At 29.4% G+C, this 21440-nt stretch carries 19 protein-coding genes and 1 tRNA gene; 6 read left to right on the top strand and 14 right to left on the bottom strand.

Annotated elements, in window-relative coordinates; translation table 11 throughout:
* Positions 1 to 32: 32 nt before the first annotated feature.
* Positions 33 to 2528 carry a translocation and assembly module lipoprotein TamL gene (tamL, locus tag BW723_RS02465; RefSeq protein ID WP_068363607.1) on the bottom strand — a complete coding sequence of 832 codons (2496 nt, stop codon included), beginning with the start codon at positions 2526 to 2528 and terminating at the stop codon, positions 33 to 35.
* A 69-nt stretch (positions 2529 to 2597) separates the two neighbouring features.
* Between tamL and BW723_RS02460 the strand changes: the two genes are divergently transcribed.
* The gene (locus BW723_RS02460) at positions 2598 to 3329 is read left to right on the top strand and encodes a TrmH family RNA methyltransferase (protein ID WP_068362796.1); all 732 of its coding nucleotides are present in this window, start codon (positions 2598 to 2600) and stop codon (positions 3327 to 3329) included.
* A 143-nt stretch (positions 3330 to 3472) separates the two neighbouring features.
* Here the strand turns inward: BW723_RS02460 and porT are convergent, their stop codons facing one another.
* From porT to BW723_RS02435, 5 genes are all read right to left on the bottom strand, one after another.
* Positions 3473 to 4180, bottom strand: a complete 708-nt coding sequence (gene porT, locus BW723_RS02455; protein WP_068362799.1) for a type IX secretion/gliding motility protein PorT/SprT — start codon at positions 4178 to 4180, stop codon at positions 3473 to 3475.
* A gap of 2 nt (positions 4181 to 4182) precedes the next feature.
* A complete protein-coding gene (gene ubiE / locus BW723_RS02450) occupies positions 4183 to 4914 on the bottom strand; it encodes a bifunctional demethylmenaquinone methyltransferase/2-methoxy-6-polyprenyl-1,4-benzoquinol methylase UbiE (protein WP_068362801.1) in 732 nt (243 codons plus the stop codon).
* Between the two features lie 2 nt (positions 4915 to 4916).
* Entirely contained in the window at positions 4917 to 5825 is a 909-nt protein-coding gene (locus tag BW723_RS02445; RefSeq protein ID WP_068363609.1) for a NifU family protein, read from the bottom strand.
* A gap of 106 nt (positions 5826 to 5931) precedes the next feature.
* Positions 5932 to 7320 (bottom strand): OmpP1/FadL family transporter, encoded by a 1389-nt coding sequence (locus BW723_RS02440; RefSeq protein ID WP_068362804.1) that lies wholly within the window; start codon positions 7318 to 7320, stop codon positions 5932 to 5934.
* Between the two features lie 32 nt (positions 7321 to 7352).
* Positions 7353 to 8447: a hypothetical protein gene (locus BW723_RS02435; protein ID WP_139059126.1), complete on the bottom strand. Its 1095-nt coding sequence runs from the start codon at positions 8445 to 8447 to the stop codon at positions 7353 to 7355.
* A 150-nt stretch (positions 8448 to 8597) separates the two neighbouring features.
* Here BW723_RS02435 and proS point away from each other — a divergent pair, with 150 nt between their 5' ends.
* The 3 genes from proS (at position 8598) to rpsT (ending at position 10525) form a co-directional block, all read left to right on the top strand.
* On the top strand, positions 8598 to 10073 hold the full coding sequence (gene proS / locus BW723_RS02430) for a proline--tRNA ligase (RefSeq protein WP_068362809.1): 1476 nt from the start codon (positions 8598 to 8600) through the stop codon (positions 10071 to 10073).
* Positions 10074 to 10168: 95 nt separating this feature from the next.
* A tRNA-Glu gene (locus BW723_RS02425) sits at positions 10169 to 10240 on the top strand.
* Positions 10241 to 10273: 33 nt separating this feature from the next.
* Positions 10274 to 10525, top strand: a complete 252-nt coding sequence (gene rpsT, locus BW723_RS02420; protein ID WP_068362813.1) for a 30S ribosomal protein S20 — start codon at positions 10274 to 10276, stop codon at positions 10523 to 10525.
* Positions 10526 to 10610: 85 nt separating this feature from the next.
* On the opposite strand, the gene rodA is transcribed toward rpsT, so the two are convergent.
* The 8 genes from rodA to BW723_RS02385 all read right to left on the bottom strand — a co-directional run bounded on the left by rodA (position 10611) and on the right by BW723_RS02385 (position 18490).
* Positions 10611 to 11891, bottom strand: a complete 1281-nt coding sequence (rodA, locus tag BW723_RS02415) for a rod shape-determining protein RodA (RefSeq protein ID WP_068362816.1) — start codon at positions 11889 to 11891, stop codon at positions 10611 to 10613.
* On the bottom strand, positions 11872 to 13758 hold the full coding sequence (gene mrdA / locus BW723_RS02410) for a penicillin-binding protein 2 (protein WP_068362819.1): 1887 nt from the start codon (positions 13756 to 13758) through the stop codon (positions 11872 to 11874). The genes rodA and mrdA overlap by 20 nt, the downstream gene beginning before the upstream one ends.
* Complete coding sequence (locus BW723_RS02405) at positions 13758 to 14201, bottom strand: hypothetical protein (RefSeq protein WP_237150090.1); 444 nt, start codon at positions 14199 to 14201, stop codon at positions 13758 to 13760. The genes mrdA and BW723_RS02405 overlap by 1 nt, the downstream gene beginning before the upstream one ends.
* Before the next feature lie 52 nt (positions 14202 to 14253).
* Positions 14254 to 15078: a rod shape-determining protein MreC gene (mreC, locus tag BW723_RS02400; RefSeq protein ID WP_068362825.1), complete on the bottom strand. Its 825-nt coding sequence runs from the start codon at positions 15076 to 15078 to the stop codon at positions 14254 to 14256.
* An 18-nt stretch (positions 15079 to 15096) separates the two neighbouring features.
* On the bottom strand, positions 15097 to 16125 hold the full coding sequence (locus BW723_RS02395; RefSeq protein WP_068362828.1) for a rod shape-determining protein: 1029 nt from the start codon (positions 16123 to 16125) through the stop codon (positions 15097 to 15099).
* Between the two features lie 73 nt (positions 16126 to 16198).
* The gene (purH, locus tag BW723_RS02390) at positions 16199 to 17725 is read right to left on the bottom strand and encodes a bifunctional phosphoribosylaminoimidazolecarboxamide formyltransferase/IMP cyclohydrolase (protein WP_068362832.1); all 1527 of its coding nucleotides are present in this window, start codon (positions 17723 to 17725) and stop codon (positions 16199 to 16201) included.
* Between the two features lie 108 nt (positions 17726 to 17833).
* Complete coding sequence (locus tag BW723_RS18075; RefSeq protein ID WP_257787020.1) at positions 17834 to 17962, bottom strand: hypothetical protein; 129 nt, start codon at positions 17960 to 17962, stop codon at positions 17834 to 17836.
* A gap of 75 nt (positions 17963 to 18037) precedes the next feature.
* Positions 18038 to 18490, bottom strand: a complete 453-nt coding sequence (locus tag BW723_RS02385; RefSeq protein ID WP_068362835.1) for a GAF domain-containing protein — start codon at positions 18488 to 18490, stop codon at positions 18038 to 18040.
* 128 nt (positions 18491 to 18618) lie between these two features.
* Here BW723_RS02385 and BW723_RS02380 point away from each other — a divergent pair, with 128 nt between their 5' ends.
* Positions 18619 to 19023, top strand: a complete 405-nt coding sequence (locus tag BW723_RS02380; RefSeq protein WP_068362837.1) for an HYC_CC_PP family protein — start codon at positions 18619 to 18621, stop codon at positions 19021 to 19023.
* Between the two features lie 142 nt (positions 19024 to 19165).
* The gene (locus tag BW723_RS02375) at positions 19166 to 21409 is read left to right on the top strand and encodes a TonB-dependent receptor (RefSeq protein WP_068362840.1); all 2244 of its coding nucleotides are present in this window, start codon (positions 19166 to 19168) and stop codon (positions 21407 to 21409) included.
* The last annotated feature ends 31 nt before the right edge of the window (positions 21410 to 21440 follow it).

Below are 21440 nucleotides of genomic sequence, written 5' to 3'. Positions count from 1 at the left end.
GGCGCATAAAATAACGAAAACGTTACCTTTTTTTAGAAAGGATAATTGATACCTATATTGTAAACGGCATCATTAAAAGTATAATTCTTAAACCATTTGTTATCATCTAAATAAGGTTCATAAGTTTTAAAACCAACATCGAAACGAATTATTAAGAAATTAAAATCTAATCTTGCGCCAAAACCAGAACCTACAGCAATATTTTTTAAAGAAGATAAACTATTGAATTTGGCTTCCTCTTCTACAAAATCAGAACTAGAAATATCCCAAATATTACCTGCATCAACAAAAATGGCCCCTTTTAACCTATTAATTACATCAAAACGATATTCTGCACTGGTTAAAAATTTAAAGCTACCAACATTGTATTCTAATCCAGAATTTCTACCTCCTGGTCCTAACTCATAGGTTTGCCAAGCTCTGATATCATTAGAACCACCAGCAAAATAACTTTTTGTGAAAGGAATATCAGAATTATCATAAGTAAAAATTGCACCTAAAAAAGTTCTAAAAGCAAAAACTGAGTTGCCTGTACCAAGTGTCCAGAACTTTTTATATTCTATATCCGTTTTAAAATATTCTGCTAAAGGAATGCTTAAAAAAGTTTTCTTATTATTGGTATTTGTCTTTTTTGATAATAGGCCAAAAATATTTCCAGAATTGGCAACTCTTACTCTAAAAAAGGAGAAATTATTGTCTTTAAAATCAGATTGATTATTATAGGTGTAATTATAAGCAATAGTAGGAATTAAAAAATCTGAAGTAATGATATTATATCGATCTAAAATATTTAAGGTATTATTAAATTCCTCTGGATTTGAATTTTGAAAAGAATTATCATTAGCAACAGCTTGCATAAAAGAAATTGCTTCTTCTGGTAAATCTAAAGTTCTATCAGTATTATTATAATTGAAATTATCAAAAGATTGTGCAACTTGGTTTAAGCTTTCGTATTCAGAATTATATATAGTAAAAAAACTACCAACATTTAAATTCTGAATGTATTGCATATTTAAAACTTCTAATTGTATAGTTTTCTTTGAATTATATTGCCACTTATAATCCGTAAGAAAAGTAAATGTTTGCCTGTCTAAACCAATATTTTTTTGAAAACTAGACCCCAAAGAAATTAATGTTCTTGGCGACATTTCTTTTGGTACTAATTTACTTAACCCAAAAGGGGCTAAAAATCTAGGTATTTCTACAGATGCATCTGCACCAATTTCCCAACCAGGCCCGTTATTAGAATTGAACCAAGAACCCAAAAGTGATAATTTTAATAATTCTGCACCTTTAAAAGTATTTCTGTTGGTAATAGAAAATTTACCAGAAACCCCTAAATTTCTAATATTAGAATGTGTTAACTCAGTTTCTACACCTAAAGTGTATTTTTCTAACGGAGCTAGTAAAATATCCATTTTAAGCTCATCATCTGTACCCGGAATTGTGGTAAACGAAATGTTGGTTGATTTAAAATTTTGAAGAGATTTTAAATGTGTTCTTGTTAAGTTGGTAAGTGTATCTTTATAAGTTTCTCCCGGTTTTAAAAATAAGGATTGCGATAAATATTTAGGATTATATCGTATTTTGCGATATGCAGAAAAATTGATGCCATTATAAGTTAAAGTATCTCTAAATGTTTTGTCTTTTCTTGTATATGAGTAATCTGTAATTACATTTACTTCTTTAATTGTATGTACTTTATAAGGTCTTTCTTTGTATTGGCCATCTTCATCAATTAAACGATTTGCTGAAATTATAAAATCTACATTTGTTTTAAAATCTGTTCTTGTAGAATCTACATAAAAGCCTAAGGCAGATTCTGTAAAATGATAAACACCCTTATTTCTGTATAATTTTACAACACTTGCAGCTTCTTTTCTAAAGGTTTGGTCTTTGTATTGATCGCCCATTTTTAAAAGGCTTTCTAAGTTTGAGTTTTTATAAATTGAATCTAATACAGGCGATTCTATTTTTATGTTAATCGTGTCTAAAGTTGTTGGTTTTCCTTTTTTAATATGATAACTAACAGTCGCTTTTTTGTGTGTAGAATCTCTTTTAATCTTAGCGTTTACAGAAGAGTTAAAATAGCCTTGCGTTTTATAATACGCCCATAAGTTATCCGCAGTTCTTCTTACTTTTAAATCACTAACAATTTCTGGAGCTTTATAATCTAAAAAAGATTCATTAAGATTTATAAATGAATTTGCGTAAGCAATACTTTGCTTTTCAGAAAAAATACTTTTCACAAAATTATAAGAACGCGGGTTTTCTTTCGCCCACTCACTTGGCGTTTTTGGCTTATCATGATTTCCTAAATTATGGATGTATAAACCTAAAGGTAAACCTAAAAAACGCGGATTTGGTTTCTGTAGAATGTATTTTTGTAAATCAGCACCTTGTGTTTTTACACTGTCTATAAAAATATCGTTTTTAATAAGCATATGTTCTCCTTCAATAACATGTTTTGTAGAATTACATGATATTAAAAAGAGGATGAATAAAAAATAGAACGAAAGTTTTTTCATTATTTTAGCAGTCCAAAGAATATCAAAAATAGTATTTTTCAACGTTATATTTCTATTTAGAACAAATTAATGAGCATCTCAAAAAATCAACTTAAAACTATAACAAGTTTATCTCAAAAAAAGTATCGACAAAAATACAATTTGTTTATTGCAGAAGGTGTTAAAGTTGTTAAAGAACTATTAAACTCTTCTTTTGAGGTTGATCTTTTATTTGCTACCGATGATTTTGAAACTACAATTTCTTCGGATAAAATTATTAGAATTTCTGATGTTGAATTGCAAAAAATCAGCAATTTAAAATCTCCGAATAAAGTTTTAGGTTTATTTAAGATTCCTGATGAAAAATCGCTTCAAAAAAATGGATTAACGATTGCTTTAGATAAAGTAAATGACCCTGGTAATTTAGGAACAATTATTCGTTTGTGTGATTGGTTTGGGGTAACACAATTAATCTGCTCTAAAGAAACTGTAGATTGTTACAATCAGAAAGTTGTGCAAGCAAGTATGGGATCTTTAACAAGAATTTCTATTAAATATTTAGATTTAGAAAACTATTTAAAAGAAATCAATTTGCCATCATTTATTGCTGATATGGATGGTGAAAATGTATACAAATCTGAATTGCCAAAAGAAGCTATTTTAATTATGGGTAATGAGGCAAATGGAGTATCTGATGCAATTAAAAAGTTGATAAATAATAAAATATCAATACCTAGATTTGGAGAAACTCAAGAAACTGAAAGCTTAAATGTGGCAACTGCAACTGCTATTTTGTTAAGTGAATTTAAGAGAAATGTTTAGTACTCAGTTTTTCAGTTAGCAGTAATCAGTAGCAATTTTTAGTGTATAAATTTCAGTGAGATTTTATCAAAATAAATCAAATTGAATTTTTAATAATTTATTATCACTAATAAACATAAAAACTTCTGTGTAAAAACTAATAATTATTCAAAAGCAAAATTCAAGAAAATACCACGAGTTCCCATAAAATTTATAGGAGCTGTCCAATTACTGTTAGGGTCATCATCGTATTTTATTTCATTGTTGATAGCGAAAACTCCACGAATAGAAGGTGAAAATTTAAAGTACGATAGGTAAATATCAATCCCAATTCCTGCTTCATACATAAAATTACTAGTTGTCATTCTAAACTGTCCAGATGAATTATCATCTTGATTGGCTTCGTTACTAGAAAAATTATGATCGTAAGAAACACCAGCCAATAAATAAGGACGAATGTTTTTGTACCTGTCTGTACTAAATTTAAAAACCACTGGAAAATGTAAATATGTAGAGCCAATTTCTCTAATACTATCTTGTGGGTTACCTGTAGAGTTTAAATGTTTAAAAATTATATTCTTAGAATTACTTACCAAACCTGGCTCTAAACGTATACTTAAATTTTTATGCAAGCGTAATTCTGCAATTAAACCTACGTTAAAACCATAAGTTGGTTCTACAGTAATGTCTGCATCAAAAACATCGCTATTTCTTAAATTTAGTTTAAAATCATTTTGATTCATTCCTAAATAAAAACCATAATGTATTTTTCGTTTATCGAAAGTTGGTAAGTTTTCTACACGCTCTCTTTGTGCAAAAAATGTTGCTGAGATCATCAGAAAAACGCTAAAAAGAATAATTTTTTTAATCATTTTTATTTGCTTGCAGTATAAATTGTGGCAACTCCAAAAGTTACTGGTGTATCTTTTGTATGTGTAAACCCATTTTTTCGTAAAATATTGTTGAAAGCTTCACCAAAAGGAAAAGAATTTGCAGATTCTGATAAATAAGAATAAGCAACTTTATCTTTAGAAAACAATTTACCAACAACTGGTAAAAATAGATTTGTGTATAATTTATAACCTTGTTTAAAAGGAAATTTAACTGGGTTAGACGTTTCTAAAATAACTAAAACTCCTGTTGGTTTTAAAACACGTGCAATTTCTTTTAACCCTTTATTTAAGTTTGCAAAATTACGCACACCAAAAGAAACTGTAATAGCATCGAAAGTATTATCATCAAATGGCATAGCTTCAGAATCGCCAACCATCATTTCTATTTTATCAGATAAATTCGCTTTGGCAATTTTTTGTTTACCAACCTCTAACATACCTGCAGAAATATCTAAACCAACAATTCTATAAGGATTTAAGTCTGCCATCATTAAAGCTAAATCTCCTGTACCTGTAGCAATATCTAAAATCTGTTTTGGATTGTTTTTACCAACAATTTCTACAACTTTTTTACGCCATTTTACATCTATTCCTAAAGAAATTACTCTGTTTAAACCATCGTAATTTTCAGAAATATTATCAAACATTTGGGCAACTTGTTCTTTTTTGCCTAGTTTAGAATCTTTGTATGGATTTATTTTTTCTGCTGACATTCTTATCCGTTAATAGCTACAACTTCGTTAATTTGATTAGGTAACATTTCTTTTAACAAAGTTTCAATTCCGTTTTTTAAAGTTGCAGTAGAAGATGGGCAACCACTACAAGCGCCTTGTAAAATTACACTAACCACTTTGTTTTGCTCATCATAAGAACGAAAAGCAATATTTCCTCCATCACCAGCAACAGCAGGTTTAATGTATTCCTCTAAAATATCTGCAATTTGTGCCGGTATACCTTCTAATGCTACTTTTGGAGCCGAATTTTCTGCTTTTGTTTCTGTTAATGTTTGATTTGGTAATTCTTTAATTATCGTTTTACCATCAACTAAATACTCACGGATAAAGCTTCTTACTTCTGCAAATACCTCATTCCATTCTACCATATCATATTTAGTAACTGAAATATAATTATCAGAAATAAAAACTTCTTTTACAAAAGGAAAATTGAAAATAGCTTGCGCTAAAGGTGATGATTTACTTGCTTCTTCTATATTTTTAAATTCAACATCAGTTTGAGTCAATGATTTGTTTGTGCCAAATTTCATTACTGCAGGGTTTGGTGTAACTTCTGCATAAACTTCTATTGCTTCTTTTTTGGTTGATGAGGTTTGTTCATTAACAACCACATTTCCGTCTGCAATATAAGCTTCAATTTGTTCTGCAACTTCATCTTGTACATCAATCCATTCTACAATATCAAAACGTTGTATTGCTATAAAATTGGCTGTGATAAATATCTTTTTTACAAAGGGTAAGTAGAATAATTGTTGTGCTAAAGGTGAGTTTTTAGCTTCGTCTATATTAGAAAATTCATAACTACCTCCGTTTATTAAAATTTTGGTACTATTAAATTTTAATATGGTGTTATTCGTAGTTTCTTGTATGGTAATTTTTGTCTCTTGCATAATCATAATTGTAAGTCGCAAAATTACGGCAAAAAACTGAAATGCAATAAAAAAGACCTTGTATGTTTTAGAATTATAAGGTCTTTTTTAAAAATGTCTTTTGTTACTACAAGCTTAATGAAACTGTTGCTGTAAAAACTCTATTATCTAAAGTTAAATCTGCGGCATTTACATCAAAACCAGAATAGAAATTATAGGCTGCAGTTCTATTACTATCACTGTATGCAAAATCTATTTTAAAATTCCCAAAATTATAACCACCACCTAAAGAATACCCTTTTAAATCATCAGATTCTAAAGCAGCTATATCTGGACTTTGCTCAAATTTATAACCACCTCTTAAACTAAATCTATCAAAACGCCATTCTGTACCAATATTAAAGTTGTGAGTGTTTTTATAATTGTCTTGAAAATCTTGATTTTCTGGTGAAAAATCAGCTCCTGAAAGCCTAATGTTTTTAAAGTTCTTATTGGTGTAATCGAAACTTAATAGCCCTTTTTTACCAAAAATTAGTGCGCCACTTGCTGTTAATTTACTTGGTGTTTTTAGTCTGTAAATAAAATTTTGGCTTGGAAAACCACCAAAGTCTGTGTTTCTGTAAACTGCATTATCATTATCATTTCTAACCACAATCTCTGTATCACCAAAATAACCATCATTATCAACAATATTAGTTTCTTCGATAATTTCTGTAAACCAAGTAGGTGTTTGGTAAGATAAACCAAATCTAAAACTTTGATTTGCTTTATAAATAAAACCTACATTTGCAGAGAAACCTGTTCCTGTAGAAAAGTTTTCTTGATATAGAAAAGCGTCTAATTCGTTACCATCTGCATCGCTATTCAATTCAGTTAAATCTGATTGCTGACTAAAATTTAAATCATAAAAATTAAGACCTAAACCTACGTGTAATTTATTTTGATGAACTGATGAAAAACCAACAGAAAATTCACTTAATTCACCTGTGTAACGATTATCGAAGCTTTGCCCATCTGCAATATTATAATTAAAAGCAGGATCATTATTATCTAAAGGAAATTCGCTGAATGTAGTTACGTCACTATTACCTGTTGCAATAAAGTTATCATTAAAATCTTTTGTAATTCTGTAGTTAAAACCTATTGCAAATTTTGTCCAATCACTTTTGTAAGCACTATCAAAAACTAATACAGCACCAACTTGCGATAAATTAATAAATTCATTTTGTGTTGTTGTAGAGTTGCCATAATAATTGGCATTAATATCTGAGCTTCTAGAGTTTAAAGTACCTGTTAATAGACTGTTATTAAAGACAGATAAACCTGCAGGATTTATATTTATTGATGAAATATCTCCACCTAATGCTCCAAAAGCACCACTCATTGCTGTAAAACGAGCAGTTCCGTTATTATCGTCTTGAGAGAATAAAAGTCCTAAATCTTGATAGCCTAAGGATTGCGAAAAAGACGTAAAAGTTACTGCGAACAAAGTCGCTATTGTAAAAAATCGTTTCATACTGTTTTGAATTTTTTTCTAAAGAATTTTATTTAATTACCTCTTCTAGAAGAAGAACTTCTGCTTGAACTACTAGAACTTCTAGATGAAGATGAAGAAGATCTGCTGCTACTGCTACTACTTCTTGTAGAAGAAGATGATCTAGAAGAACTTCTGCTAGTAGAAGTTCTTGCTCTACTGCTAGATGATGAATTTCTAGAAGGTGTGTAACTTCTGCTATTTCTACTTGATGCAGAAGATGATCTTCTAGTACTTGTATTACCATTTCTAGATGTAGTGCTTCTTCTAGTTGTTGTTGCACTTCTTGTTGGGCTAGTACTACGTCTAGTGGTTGTGCTTCTTCTTGTTGTAGAAGAGTTTCTTGTAGGAGAAGTTGCAATTCTATTTCTACTCGTTGTACTTGTAGATCTTCTACTTGTGGTGGTTGTATTTCTTTTACTCGTGCTAATTCTGTTATTAGAATTTATATTATTTCTTCTGCTATAAGTATTATTGTAAGCTGTTCTTCTACCATAATTATAGTTTCTGTAATTCCTATAATTTCTGTTATTAGGCCAAAAACGATTGTTATAAAAGTTGGTGTAAAAACCGCCATAAACACCCCAATTATTATGATAAGGATGCCAATAAGGGTTATATCTCCAATTTCTGTATCCCCAAAAACGATTATTCCAATAAGGGTCTCCATAATAATTCCAGCTATTAAATACCCAAGGATTATAACCATACCAATAAGGATCTGATATTAGATTTACACTAACAACAACATCATTATCTTCATAACCCCAAGGTTGGCTAGCATCATAATTTAAAGTCTCATCTATAGTTTCATCATCTACATAAACATCTTCAGAATTATAATCATCAACATCTGTAAATATTTCATTATTTTCTATAGTTTGTAAATTGTTTAAACTTTTGGTAAAGTAATTATCTTCATAATCTTGGTAGTCGTCTTCATTAACCACAATTACTTTTTGCTCTTGTTCTCTGGTTTGTGAAGCATCCCCATAAATACCATCATCGTTGTAAACGCTTTGGTACGTTCCGCAAGAAACTAACAAAACATTAGCTGTTACAAATAATACCAGTTGGTTTAGCTTTAAGTTCTTATAATGTAGTTTCATAATATTTTATTTTTTTAGAGTATCTATATTAATGAATTTTTGCTTTAAAAACCTATAAATTATAGTAGTTTTGTATCAGTTTTGTAAAAAAGATATATTTAACAAAAATTTCACTATAAAGATAACAATATTTGTGCCAAAGATTAAATTATGAGTAAGAAGTTAACGAAAAGAACAGAAGATTATTCTAAATGGTATAATGAATTAGTGGTTAAAGCTGATTTAGCAGAAAATTCTGCAGTAAGAGGTTGTATGGTAATTAAACCTTATGGTTTTGCTATTTGGGAAAAAATGCAAGCAGAACTAGATAGAATGTTTAAAGAAACGGGTCATGAGAATGCCTATTTTCCATTATTTGTTCCTAAAAGTTTATTTGAAGCCGAAGAAAAAAATGCAGAAGGTTTTGCTAAGGAATGTGCTGTAGTTACGCATTATCGTTTACAAAACGATCCTGATAATGAAGGTAAGTTAAGAGTAGACCCAGAAGCTAAATTAGAAGAAGAGTTAGTAGTTAGACCAACATCAGAAGCAATTATTTGGAATACTTATAAAGGATGGATTCAATCTTATAGAGATTTACCGCTTTTAATTAATCAATGGGCTAATGTTGTTCGATGGGAAATGAGAACTCGATTGTTTTTAAGAACCGCAGAATTTTTATGGCAAGAAGGTCATACTGCACACGCAACAAGAACTGAAGCAATTACAGAAGCAAAACAAATGCAAGATGTTTATGCTGAGTTTGCAGAAAATTTTATGGCAATGCCTGTTGTAAAAGGAGTAAAATCGGATAGTGAACGTTTTGCAGGTGCAGAAGATACTTATACTATTGAAGCTTTAATGCAAGATGGAAAAGCGTTACAAGCAGGTACATCTCATTTTTTAGGCCAGAATTTTGCTAAAGCCTTTGATGTGAAATATACTTCTAAAGAAGGTAAGCAAGAATACGTTTGGGCCACTTCTTGGGGAGTTTCTACACGTTTAATTGGTGGTTTAATAATGACACATTCAGATGATAATGGTTTAGTGCTACCTCCTAAATTGGCGCCAATACAAGTTGTTATTGTTCCTATATATAAGAATGATGAGCAATTGGATGCTATATCAGAAAAAGTAAATGTAATTGTAAAAGACTTAAGAAAGAAAGGTATTTCTGTTAAGTTTGATGATAGAGATACTTTTAGGCCAGGAGCAAAATTTGCAGAATACGAATTAAAAGGTGTGCCAGTAAGAATTGCTATTGGTAATCGTGATTTAGAAAATGGTACTTTAGAAATAGCTAGAAGAGATACTTTTGAAAAGCAAATTGTTTCTCAAGTTGATGTTGTTTCTTTTATTGAAAATCTGTTAGAGGAGATTCAAGAAAATTTATTTACAAAAGCAATAGATTATAGAAAAGAATACACAACTGTGGTTGATGATTTTAAAGAATTTAAAAAAGCAATTAAAAAAGGAGGTTTTGTTTCTGCTCATTGGGATGGAACAGAAGAAACTGAAGATAGAATAAAAGAATATACTAAAGCTACTATTAGATGTATACCTAATGATGCAATAGAAGAGGAAGGAGTTTGTGTTTTAACAGGAAATCCATCATCAAAAAGAGTACTTTTTGCTAAGGCATATTAATTTTAAAAAAAAATGCAATTTTTTTTAAAAAATGTTGCAAAAGTTAAAAAAGGTTGTATATTTGCACCCGCAATTGAGAGATAATTAATTGTTATGGTCCGTTCGTCTAGGGGTTAGGACGCCAGGTTTTCATCCTGGTAACACGGGTTCGATTCCCGTACGGACTACAAAAGTTTTAAAAAAAACGAAAATACAAAATTATGGCAAATCATAAGTCAGCATTAAAAAGAATTAGAAGTAACGAATCAAAAAGATTACGTAATAAATATCAGCATAAAACTACAAGAAATGCTGTTAGAGATTTACGTGCTGTTGAAGATAAAACAGAAGCTGAATCAAAATTAGGAAGTGTAATTTCTATGATTGATAAATTAGCTAAGAATAATATTATTCACAAGAATAAAGCTTCTAACTTAAAATCTAAATTAACGAAGCACGTTGCTGCTATCTAAGATTTTAATTTAAAAAAATAAAAAACTCTGAATTTCTATTCAGAGTTTTTTTTGTGCCTATTTTTTTTAAAAGTATTTTTTTTATTTAAAAATCGTAGTTCTTGTGAGCATCTAATCTTATAAAGATAAAGAGTAAGATAGTAAATCCCCATAAAGAAGAACCTCCATAACTAAAAAAGGGTAGAGGTATACCAACAGTAGGTAAAAGACCAATAACCATACCTATATTAACTATTACGTGAAAAAACAGAATAGAAGCTAACCCATAGCCATAAATTCTACCAAACTTGTTACTATGGGTTTCTGCCAAATAAATAATTCTATACAATAGTAGCATAAAAAGAATTATAACTAAACTGCTTCCTAGAAAGCCCCACTCTTCACCAACTGTGCTAAAAATGTAATCTGTGTGTTGTTCTGGTACAAAATCTCCTTGGGTTAAATCTCCTTTTAAAAATCCTTTTCCGTTAAAACCACCAGAACTAATTGTTAATTCTGATTGATAAGAGTTATAGCCAATCCCTTTATTATCTACTTTTTTACCTAATAAAATATCGAATCTATCTTTTTGATGGGCTGGTAAAAGATTTTTATAAATGTAACCTGTACCTAAAATAAAAATTCCAATAATTCCATAAACACTTACTATTTTAAACCAATTGAATCTAAAGAAACGTTTTCCTCCTCTATAGAATAAATACGCGACTAGTATTGTAATTAATAAAAATGAAATTATTACAACCCATTTAGATCCGAAGAAAATAGTTAAAATAAAAAGTATGATAAAACCAGAGCCTAAAAGGATGTAATTTAAAGTTAAACCTTCTCTATTAAGTACAAAGAAGAATGATAAATAAATAATTGCAGAACCTGCATCTGGTTGTAAAAAGATTAAAAATGCAGGAAAGAAGACAATTATAAATGCTTTTATCTGATTTTTAACTAGCTTAAAATTATACTGTCTATCACTCAATAATTTGGCTACAGCAAGTGCTGTGCAAGCTTTTGCAAATTCTGATGGTTGCAAACCCATAAAACCAAAATTAAACCAAGATTTAGCTCCGTTAATTTCTTTACCAAAAGGGAAAAGTAGAATTAAAGAGAATAGGGAAATTATATAAAGAATACTTGCGTATTTTTCATAAAACTTTGAGTTAAAAAAAAGAATTGCAATAACTAAAGGTGTACTTAATCCTATCCAAATAAGTTGTTTACCATATTTGGTGGTAAAATCAAAAATTTGATGATTGTCTTCTGTTTTAGATGCTGCATAAATATTTACCCATCCAAAACCAACTAGCGCAATGTATAGAAAAACTAGTATCCAGTCGATACCTGCAAAAATATTATTTCGTTCTTGACGCAATTTCTATAGGTTTTTGTAATTGAATATCATAAATTTCTTGCAGACTTTTATTCAACATATTTAATTCTCGATACTTGTTTTTTGCAGAGATTTCTCCGTTAATATATTTTTCTATCAATAGACTTGTAATTGGAGCTGCGATTGTAGAACCATAACCTCCATTTTCTACAAAAACGGCCAATGCAATTTTTGGGTTCTTTTTTGGAGCAAAAGCAACCAATATAGAATGATCTGCCAATTGTTTTTTTATACCTTCAATAATAACAAAGTTCTCGGCAGTTCCTGTTTTTCCACATATTTCAATTCCTTTTACTTGGCTCCATCTACCTGTCCCAGTTTTAAAAACTTCATGCATTGCTTCTATAACTGGTTCAAAATGTTCTTTATCTATTGTCGTTTTTTTAGGTTGTATGTATTTTGGGTTATCAATAAAACTAGAATCAATTTTTTTAACAATATGAGGTGTGTAAAAATATCCTCTATTGGCAATAGCAGCTGTAAAATTTGCTAGTTGAATAGGTGTTGTTAATATTTCTCCTTGCCCAATTGCATTCGAGATTATAGATGAACCATTCCATCTGTAATTTAATCTTCTATTATAATAATTACCATCTGGTATTAATCCTTTTTGGCCTGCAGGTAAATCGTAACCTAAGTAATTACCTAAACCAAAACTAGCTACGTGATTGTGCCAATTATTTACACCTTCTGTAGGGTTGTTATCTTTTTCTACAATCCTCTTATAAGTATTAGAAAAATAACTATTACAAGATTTAGCAATTGCTGTTTTTAATTTAAGAGGCGTACCGTAAATATCGCAATGACATTTCATAAATTCATTAGCTCTATTACCATATCTATAACCACCATAACAACTAAAACCTGTTTGTTGATTAATTACTTTTTCTTGTAAACCAATTAAAGCATTCATCATTTTAAATGGAGATCCAGGTGCATATGCTGCTAATAAACCTCTATCGTAACTTGGTTTACTGATAGTATCGTTAAATAATTTAACTGAGTTTTTAGAACGTTTTCTACCTACTAACATATTAGGGTCATAAGAAGGAGCAGTAACCAATGCTAAAATTTCGCCAGTTGAAGGCTCTATAGCTACGATTCCTCCACGTTTGCCTTTCATTAATTTTTGTGCATAAACTTGTAAATCGATATCAAGTGTAAGCATAAGGTCTTTTCCATTTTCTGGTAAAGTGTCGTAAATACCATCTTTAAAGGAACCTGTAACTTTGTTAAAACGATTTCTGTGGAGGTATTTTTTTCCTTTTCTTCCTCTTAATTCGTTTTCATATTGTCTTTCAATTCCGTCTTTACCTTCTAATTCTCCTTGCTGGTAGTAATCATTTTCTCTGGCTTTTTGCTCATTTACTTCACCAATATAACCTAAAACATTTGCAGCAGCTTTTATTGGGTAGTCTCTAATTATTCTTTTTTGGATATAAAAACCTCTGTATTTATGTAATTTTTCTTGTAAAAAAGCAAAGTCTTCTTTGGCCAATTGTTTTAGAAAAACAGATGGTAAATATGTAGCGTATTTTTCTGCTTTTTTAAATCGTTTTAAGAAATCTTCTTCATCAATATTTAAAAGTTTACAAAACTCTAATGTATCTAATTCTTTAACTTGGTTGGGTTGCACCATAACATCGTAAGAAAGCTGATTGGCAATTAATAACTTTCCATTTCTGTCATAAACATAACCACGCTCTGGATAATCGTACATAATTTTAACAGCAGCATTATGAATAGGGTCATAACTTTCGTGTTTAATTATTTGCAATTGAAACAGTCGTCCAATAAAAATTAACCCAATAAGGGTAATTAAAAAATAGAGTAAAAAACTTCTTTGCATTATTCGCTTTTAGTAAAAATATAAGTTCCTGTAAAATACAATAGTAACGTAAATACACTAGAATATAGTGTGTTTAAAAGTACATTACTGTAATTATAGAAGCTAAAGTTAGCTAAAGAAAAGTAGATTAAGTGATGAATAAAAGTTAAAGTTGTAACATAGTTAAAAATTTTACCAAAAGATTCTGATTTTAAACTAAAAAAAGGATAATCAGCCTCAACTTTCTTAAAAAACAATCGAATAAAAAATAGTCTTAAATAGGCAATACATAAAATTGAAAAAGCATGAATACCTCCAGAATCTGAAAAGAAATCGATAATAATCCCCAATAAAAAACTGGTAAATAGAAATGTAAATCTATTTTCTTTTAAAGGATATAAAAATACAAAAACAATGTATATGTAAGGATTTATATAGCCTAAGAATAAAATATTATTCAACACAAAAACCTGCAAAAAAAGCAGGAAGAAAAATAATATTGCCATACTAAATGGTTTATTCATTTTGTGTTTCTAAATTTTTTATTTCTTGTTTATCTAAATTTTTAATAATCTGTACATAGCCAAGATTACTCATGTCATTAAAAAGTAGTACGTCTACTTTATTATCTGCTGTATTTCCTTTATTTACTTTTGATATTGTACCTATTAAAATTCCTTCTGGAAAAATGGTAGATTTACCTCCTGTTTCAATTGTATCTCCAATTTTTAAAGGTGCTTGTCTTGGTATATCAGAAAGTTGAACGGTATTGTACTCTACACCATTCCAACTTAAAGTACCAAAATAACTACTGTTTTTTAAACGAGCATTTATCTTACTATTTCTATTTAATATGGATTGTACTCTAGCGTAGCCATTAGAAGTATTGTCTGTAATGCCAATAATTCCTTTGCTATTTACAACAGCCATTTCTTTAGTAATTCCTTGGGTTTCTCCTTTGTTAATAGTTAAAAAATTAAACGCTTTAGAATAATTATTGTTGATAATTTTTGCAGTAGTATACGTGTATTTTTGATGATATTTAACAGAGTCTACCACAGTTGAATCTGAATTATAAATTACTGAAGAGTTTTTTTCTAATAAGTTTTTTAAACGTGTGTTTTCTTCGGCTAAACTTTTATTTTCCGATTTTAAACTCCAATATTCAGAAATATTTGAAGCTTTTGAATATAAGCCACCAGTTACAGAATTTGCAGAATTTACAAACTTACTTTTATGAAAATTAAGATTATTAAAAGTTAATGCAAGTGAAATAAGTGCTAACAATAAAAAAAACAGAAAATTTTTAAATTTCTGTAAAAAAAAGATAATTTGTTGCATTGTTAAAACTTAAAAATGCTAATTCATTAAAACGTTCTTGTATTTGCTAAGTTCTTTTAAAGCAATTCCTGTTCCACGAACAACAGCTCTTAAAGGGTCTTCTGTTACATAAACAGGTAAATCTGTTTTACGAGATAAACGCTTGTCTAAACCTCTTAACATAGAACCACCACCAGCTAAATAAATACCAGTATTATAAATATCTGCAGCTAATTCTGGTGGAGTTTTAGATAAAGTTTCCATTACAGCATCTTCGATTCTTAAGATAGATTTGTCTAAAGCTTTTGCAATTTCTCTAAAAGATACTTTTACTTGTTTAGGTTTTCCGCTTAATAAATCTCTACCTTGAACTAACATTTCATCTGGCGGAGTTTCTAAATCTTCAGTTGCTGCACCAATTGTTATTTTAATCTTTTCTGCTGTAGTTTCACCAACGTGTAAGTTATGTTGCGTACGCATATAGTACATAATATCACTGGTAAATAAATCTCCAGCAACTTTTACAGATTGGTCGCAAACAATACCACCTAAAGCAATAACTGCTATTTCTGTTGTACCACCACCTATATCAATAATCATATTACCTTTTGGTTCCATAATATCAATACCAACACCAATTGCAGCAGCCATTGGTTCGTAAATTAAATAAATTTCTTTGGCATTCATATGTTTGGCAGAATCACGTACTGCACGTTTTTCTACCTCTGTAATTCCAGAAGGTATACAGATTACCATTCTTAAGGCTGGTGGAAATATTTTTTTCTTTATTGATGGAATCTGCTTAACAAATTCTTTAATCATTTCTTCAGATGCCTGGAAATCTGCAATTACACCGTCTTTTAAAGGACGAATAGTTTTAATATTTTCATGGGTTTTTCCTTGCATTAAATTAGCTTCTTGACCAATTGCAATAATTTTGCCTGTAATTCTATTTCTTGCAACTATAGAAGGGCTATCAATAACCACTTTTCCATTATGAATTATTAAAGTATTTGCGGTTCCTAAATCGATCGCAATATCTTCTGTCATAAAATCAAAAAAACCCATAAAATATTTATCTTATTTTTAACTGTGTAATCTTACAAATTTAATAAAATAAATCTGTAAAACTGTTAATTTCTTAATGTTTAAAATGTCTAGTTCCTGTCATAACCATAGATATATTATTAGCATTACAATAATCTATACTCAACTGATCTTTTATAGAGCCACCTGGTTGAATTACACTTGTAATTCCTGCTTTATCTGCAATTTCTACACAATCAGGAAAAGGGAAAAAAGCATCACTGGCCATAACAGCTCCTTTTAAATCGAAACCAAAACTAGTTGCTTTTTCAATAGCTTGTCTTAAGGCATCAACTCTACTTGTTTGTCCTGTTCCACTTGCTAATAATTGATTATTTTTTGTAAATACAATGGTATTCGATTTTGTATGCTTACAAATTTTTGATGCAAATAATAAATCTTTAATTTCGCTATCCGTTGGTTTTGTGTCGGTAACATAAGTTAAATCCTCTAAAGTATCAGTTTTAGAATCTTTATCTTGTACTAATAAACCATTTAATGCTGTTCTAACATTTTGAACAGGTAATTCTGTGGTTTTCTGAATTAAAATAACTCTATTTTTCTTTCCTTTTAAGGTTGTTAAAGCTTCATCAGAATAACTTGGTGCAATCACTACTTCACAAAATAATTTATGAATTTCTGCTGCAGTTTCTGCGTCAATTTCTTTATTAGCTATTAAAACTCCTCCAAAAGCAGAAACAGGATCTCCTGCTAAAGCATCTACATATGCTTGTTTAATTGTAGCTCTTTGTGCAAACCCACAAGCGTTATTGTGTTTTAAAACTGCAAAAGTTGGGTCTTCTCCAACAAATTCATTCATTAAATTTACAGCTGCATCAACATCTAAAAGATTGTTGTAGCTTAATTCTTTACCATGTAATTTATCGAACATTGCTTCTAAATCACCAAAGAAATATCCTTTTTGATGTGGGTTTTCTCCATATCTTAAAGTTTTAGAAGTGGTTTCGCTTGCTTTAAAAACTACTTCATCTTCATTAAAATAATTAAAAATTGCAGTATCGTAATGCGAAGAAATATTAAAAGATTTTGCAGCAAATGTTTTTCTTTGTTCTAAAGAAGTTTCACCATTATTTTCTGATATAATTGATAAAAACTCATCATATTGTTCCATAGAAGAAACTGTAAATGTGTCTTTAAAGTTTTTTGCTGATGCTCTAATTAAAGAAATACCACCAATATCAATTTTCTCTACAATATCTTGTTCTGGCGCACCAGAAGCTACTGTTTTTTCAAAAGGATATAAATCTACAATTACTAAATCTAATTGCGGAATTTCATATTCCTGCATTTCTGCAACATCGCCTACGTGATCTTGTCTGTTTAAAATTCCTCCAAAAACTTTTGGATGTAAAGTTTTTACTCTACCTCCTAAAATAGAAGGATAAGAAGTTACATCTTCTACAGGAACTACATCTATACCCAATTCTTTAATGAATTTTTCAGTACCACCAGTAGAATAAATTGTTACTCCTAATTCGTTTAATTTTTGTACAATTGGTGCTAAACCATCTTTATGAAATACAGAAATTAATGCAGATTTAATCGTTTTTGAAGTGCTCATTTGTTGTTGTATTGTTAAGCACGCAAAACTAAACAAACCTTAAAGAAAACACAATAAAAGATAGTAACAAAATAGGGTAGTAATTAACAATTTGTTAAAGTCTAAAATTTACTCGGCATTATCTAAAAAATCTCTTAACCAATCTCTGAACTGGTATATTAAAGATTGTTTTTCTGATGTGTAATTAGTTGATGAATTTTGTGAAGAAAAAGCAGCAGTAGTGTTTTGGTTTTTCATTTTAATAGTTTGATTGTTACGAATTTGAATTATATTCATCAAATTTAAGTAAAATGAAAATAAAAATCAAAGAAATTAAAGAATCTTTGATAATTTTTCACAAACATACTCTAAAAGCTCCTCATCTTTTACAGAAAATGTATTTGCAGTATGAGAATCAATATCAATTTGACCAATATTTTCTCCGTTTACAAAAATAGGAATCACAATTTCAGATTTAACTTTCCAACCACAAGAAATGTAATTGTCTTGTGCAGAAACATCTTGTACAACAAAGTTTTCATTACTAACTGCAACTTGTCCACAGATTCCTTTTCCAAAAGGTATTATTGTGTGCTCAGTTTCTTCCCCTGTATATTGAGCTAATTTAAGCTCGTTTTTATCACCATTTTTAAAATAAAAACCTACCCAATCATAATAAGAAACTTCACCTTCTAAAAAATTACAAATGGTTTGTAATTTCTTTTCTATAGTTGATGTAGATGTAATTATCTTATCGATTTCTTGTTTTAAAAATGGTACGTTCATAATGTTGTAAAATTGTCTGCAAAAATAAATTAAAATTTTTCATTATTTAATATTTCTTATTTTATTTAGTGATTTGAAATCAGTTTAACAAAATTTTAAATTTACTTATTGTATTTTTGCACATAGAAATGAAAAAAATAATCATTAAAATAACCTCAATAGTTTTAGCACTCTTAGTGTTATTTTCTACATTGTCTTTTACTGTAGCAAAACATTATTGTGGAGATTTTTTAGTTGATGTTTCTTTTACAGGAGAAGCAGAGGCTTGTGGAATGGAAATGTCCAACGTTTCTGAAGCAAAAATGAAAAGCTGTTGTAAAGATGAAGTGCATAAAGTAGAAGGGCAAGATGAATTGCAGTTTCAGAAAATAGATAATTTCTCTTTTGAAAAGCAACAATTTTTAGCTGCTTATTTTTTATCGTTTAAAAAATTATTAGTAAAAAATGCATCTAAAAACATTTTTTATAAAGATTTTTCTCCTCCAGATATTCCTACAGATTATCAGGTATTATACCAAGTTTTTTTAATTTGATTTTATAGCTAAGAGTTTTCTGACAGTCTTATCTGTTGTAAACTCTTTGAAATGTAGTTTCTGTAAAAAACAGAAATTCAGAATTGATTTGTCCTTTTTTAAGGATAAAATAGGCAATATCACATAAATAAAATCAATAAAAATGAAAAAATATATCATAAATAGCTTTTTACTGTTTATGCCCATTTTAATCTTTTCTCAAAATACTTTTAAAGGAATGATTATGGATAAAAACAACCCTAAAGACAATTTGGGTGTAGAAGGGGCAACAGTACATTGGCTTAATACAAACGTTAGTGCAATAACCAATAATAAAGGCTGGTTTACTATCAATTATAAAAAAGAATATTCAAAATTAGTAATTAGTTATTTGGGCTTTAAAACCGATACAATTACAATTAAAAGTTTAAAGCCAATTCATCATTTTTTAACTGCAGAAAGTGATCTAGAAGAAATTACCATTAAAAGTAAACGAAATGCGGTTCAGAAGTCGTTTTTATCAACCACAAATATGTTTACTGTTAATTCTGCTGAATTGCTAAAAGCAGCTTGCTGTAATTTAGCTGAAAGTTTTGAAACAAATCCGTCTATCGATTTAAGTTTTTCTGATGCTTTAACAGGCACAAAACAGATTCAAATGTTGGGCTTAACAAGTCCGTATTTGTTAATTACACAAGAAAACATACCATCTGTAAGAGGAGCTAGTCAGGTTTTTGGACTAACTTTTACTCCAGGAACTTGGGTAGAAAGTATACAAATTACCAAAGGTGCTGGTTCTGTAGTTAATGGTTTTGAGAGTATTTCTGGGCAAATAAATGCAGAATTGGTAAAACCATTTACAGACAATAGATTCTTTTTGAATGCTTATAGTTCAATAAATGGAAGGTTAGAATTAAATACACATTTTAATCAGAAAATTTCTGAAAAATGGCGAACAGGTTTTTACATTCACGGAAATTATAGAGGTGAAAAATTTGATAAGAATAACGATAATTTTTTAGATATGCCTTTGTCTAACCAGATTAATGTTATGAATAGATGGCAATTTACAGATGCAGAAAAAGGTTGGGTAAGTTTTATAAATGTTCGTTTTTTAAATGATGAAAAACAGACTGGAGAAATTAGTTTTAACCCAGATTTAGATAAAGGAACTACAAGTGCTTGGGGAAGTGAAATTGATACCAAACGTTTTGACACATCAGCAAAAGTTGGGTATGTTTTTCCAGAAATACCTTTTCAGAGTATTGGTTTTCAAATGGCATATAGTAACCATCAGCAAGATTCTTATTTTGGGTTAAATGTTTATGATATACAGCATCAAAGTGTGTATTCAAATATTATTTTTAATTCAATTATTGGTGATACTAGAAACAAATTTAAAACAGGTTTAAGCTTTACTTATGATCAATTTGATGAGCTAGTAAACACCACAAATTATGAAAGAAACGAAAATTCGTTAGGTGCTTTTTTTGAATATGCTTTCGATAATTTAGAAGATTTTAGTTTAACTGCAGGTTTACGAATAGATACACATAATTTATTAGGTACTTTTATTACACCAAGATTGCATTTACGCTACGTGCCTTGGGAAAAAGGAGTTTTTAGAGCCTCTGTGGGTAGAGGAAAAAGAAGTGCTAATATTTTCGCAGAAAATCAGCAGTTATTTGCAAGTGCAAGACAGATTAATATTGATGATGTTGGTGGTAATATCTATGGATTAAACCCAGAAATTGCTTGGAATTATGGAGTTTCTTATTTGCAGAAATTTAATTTATTCGATAATAAAGGTGATATTACTTTCGATTTTTATCAAACAAAATTTGATAACCAAGTAATTGTGGATTGGGAAAATCCGCAAGAAATTTCTTTTTATAATTTAGATGGTAAAAGTATTGCGAATAGTTTTCAAGTAGAAGTAAATTATGCATTAGCAAAAAACTTTAATTTAAGAACAGCTTATAAATATTTTGATATTTCTTCGGATTATAAATCTGGTAATTTGCAAAAACCGATTCAACCAAAAGATCGTTTTTTTGCCAACCTTTCTTATGAAACTGAATTGACAGAAAAAGACGCACAGTGGAGGTTTGATGTTACTTTTAATAACATTGGTAAGCAGCGTTTGCCTGATACAAGTTCAAACCCTTTAGTGTATCAATTACCAGTAAATTCAGAGCCATATCAATTATTAAACTCACAGATTACAAAAGTATTCAGTAGTAAATTTGAAGTTTATTTTGGGGGTGAAAATCTTACAAATGTTCAACAAAATAACCCTATTTTAGCTAGCGATGATCCTTTTGGAACTAATTTTGATACAACAATTGTGTATGCACCTATTTTCGGGCGATCAATTTATGCTGGTTTACGATTTAAAATAAAGTAATTAAGTAATAATAACATTAATTAAAATATAA

This window comes from Polaribacter reichenbachii (assembly GCF_001975665.1).
Taxonomy (GTDB): Bacteria; Bacteroidota; Bacteroidia; order Flavobacteriales; family Flavobacteriaceae; genus Polaribacter; species Polaribacter reichenbachii.
The sequence above is the reverse complement of the archived record's forward strand: the minus strand, read 5'-3'. Positions and strand labels throughout refer to the sequence as shown.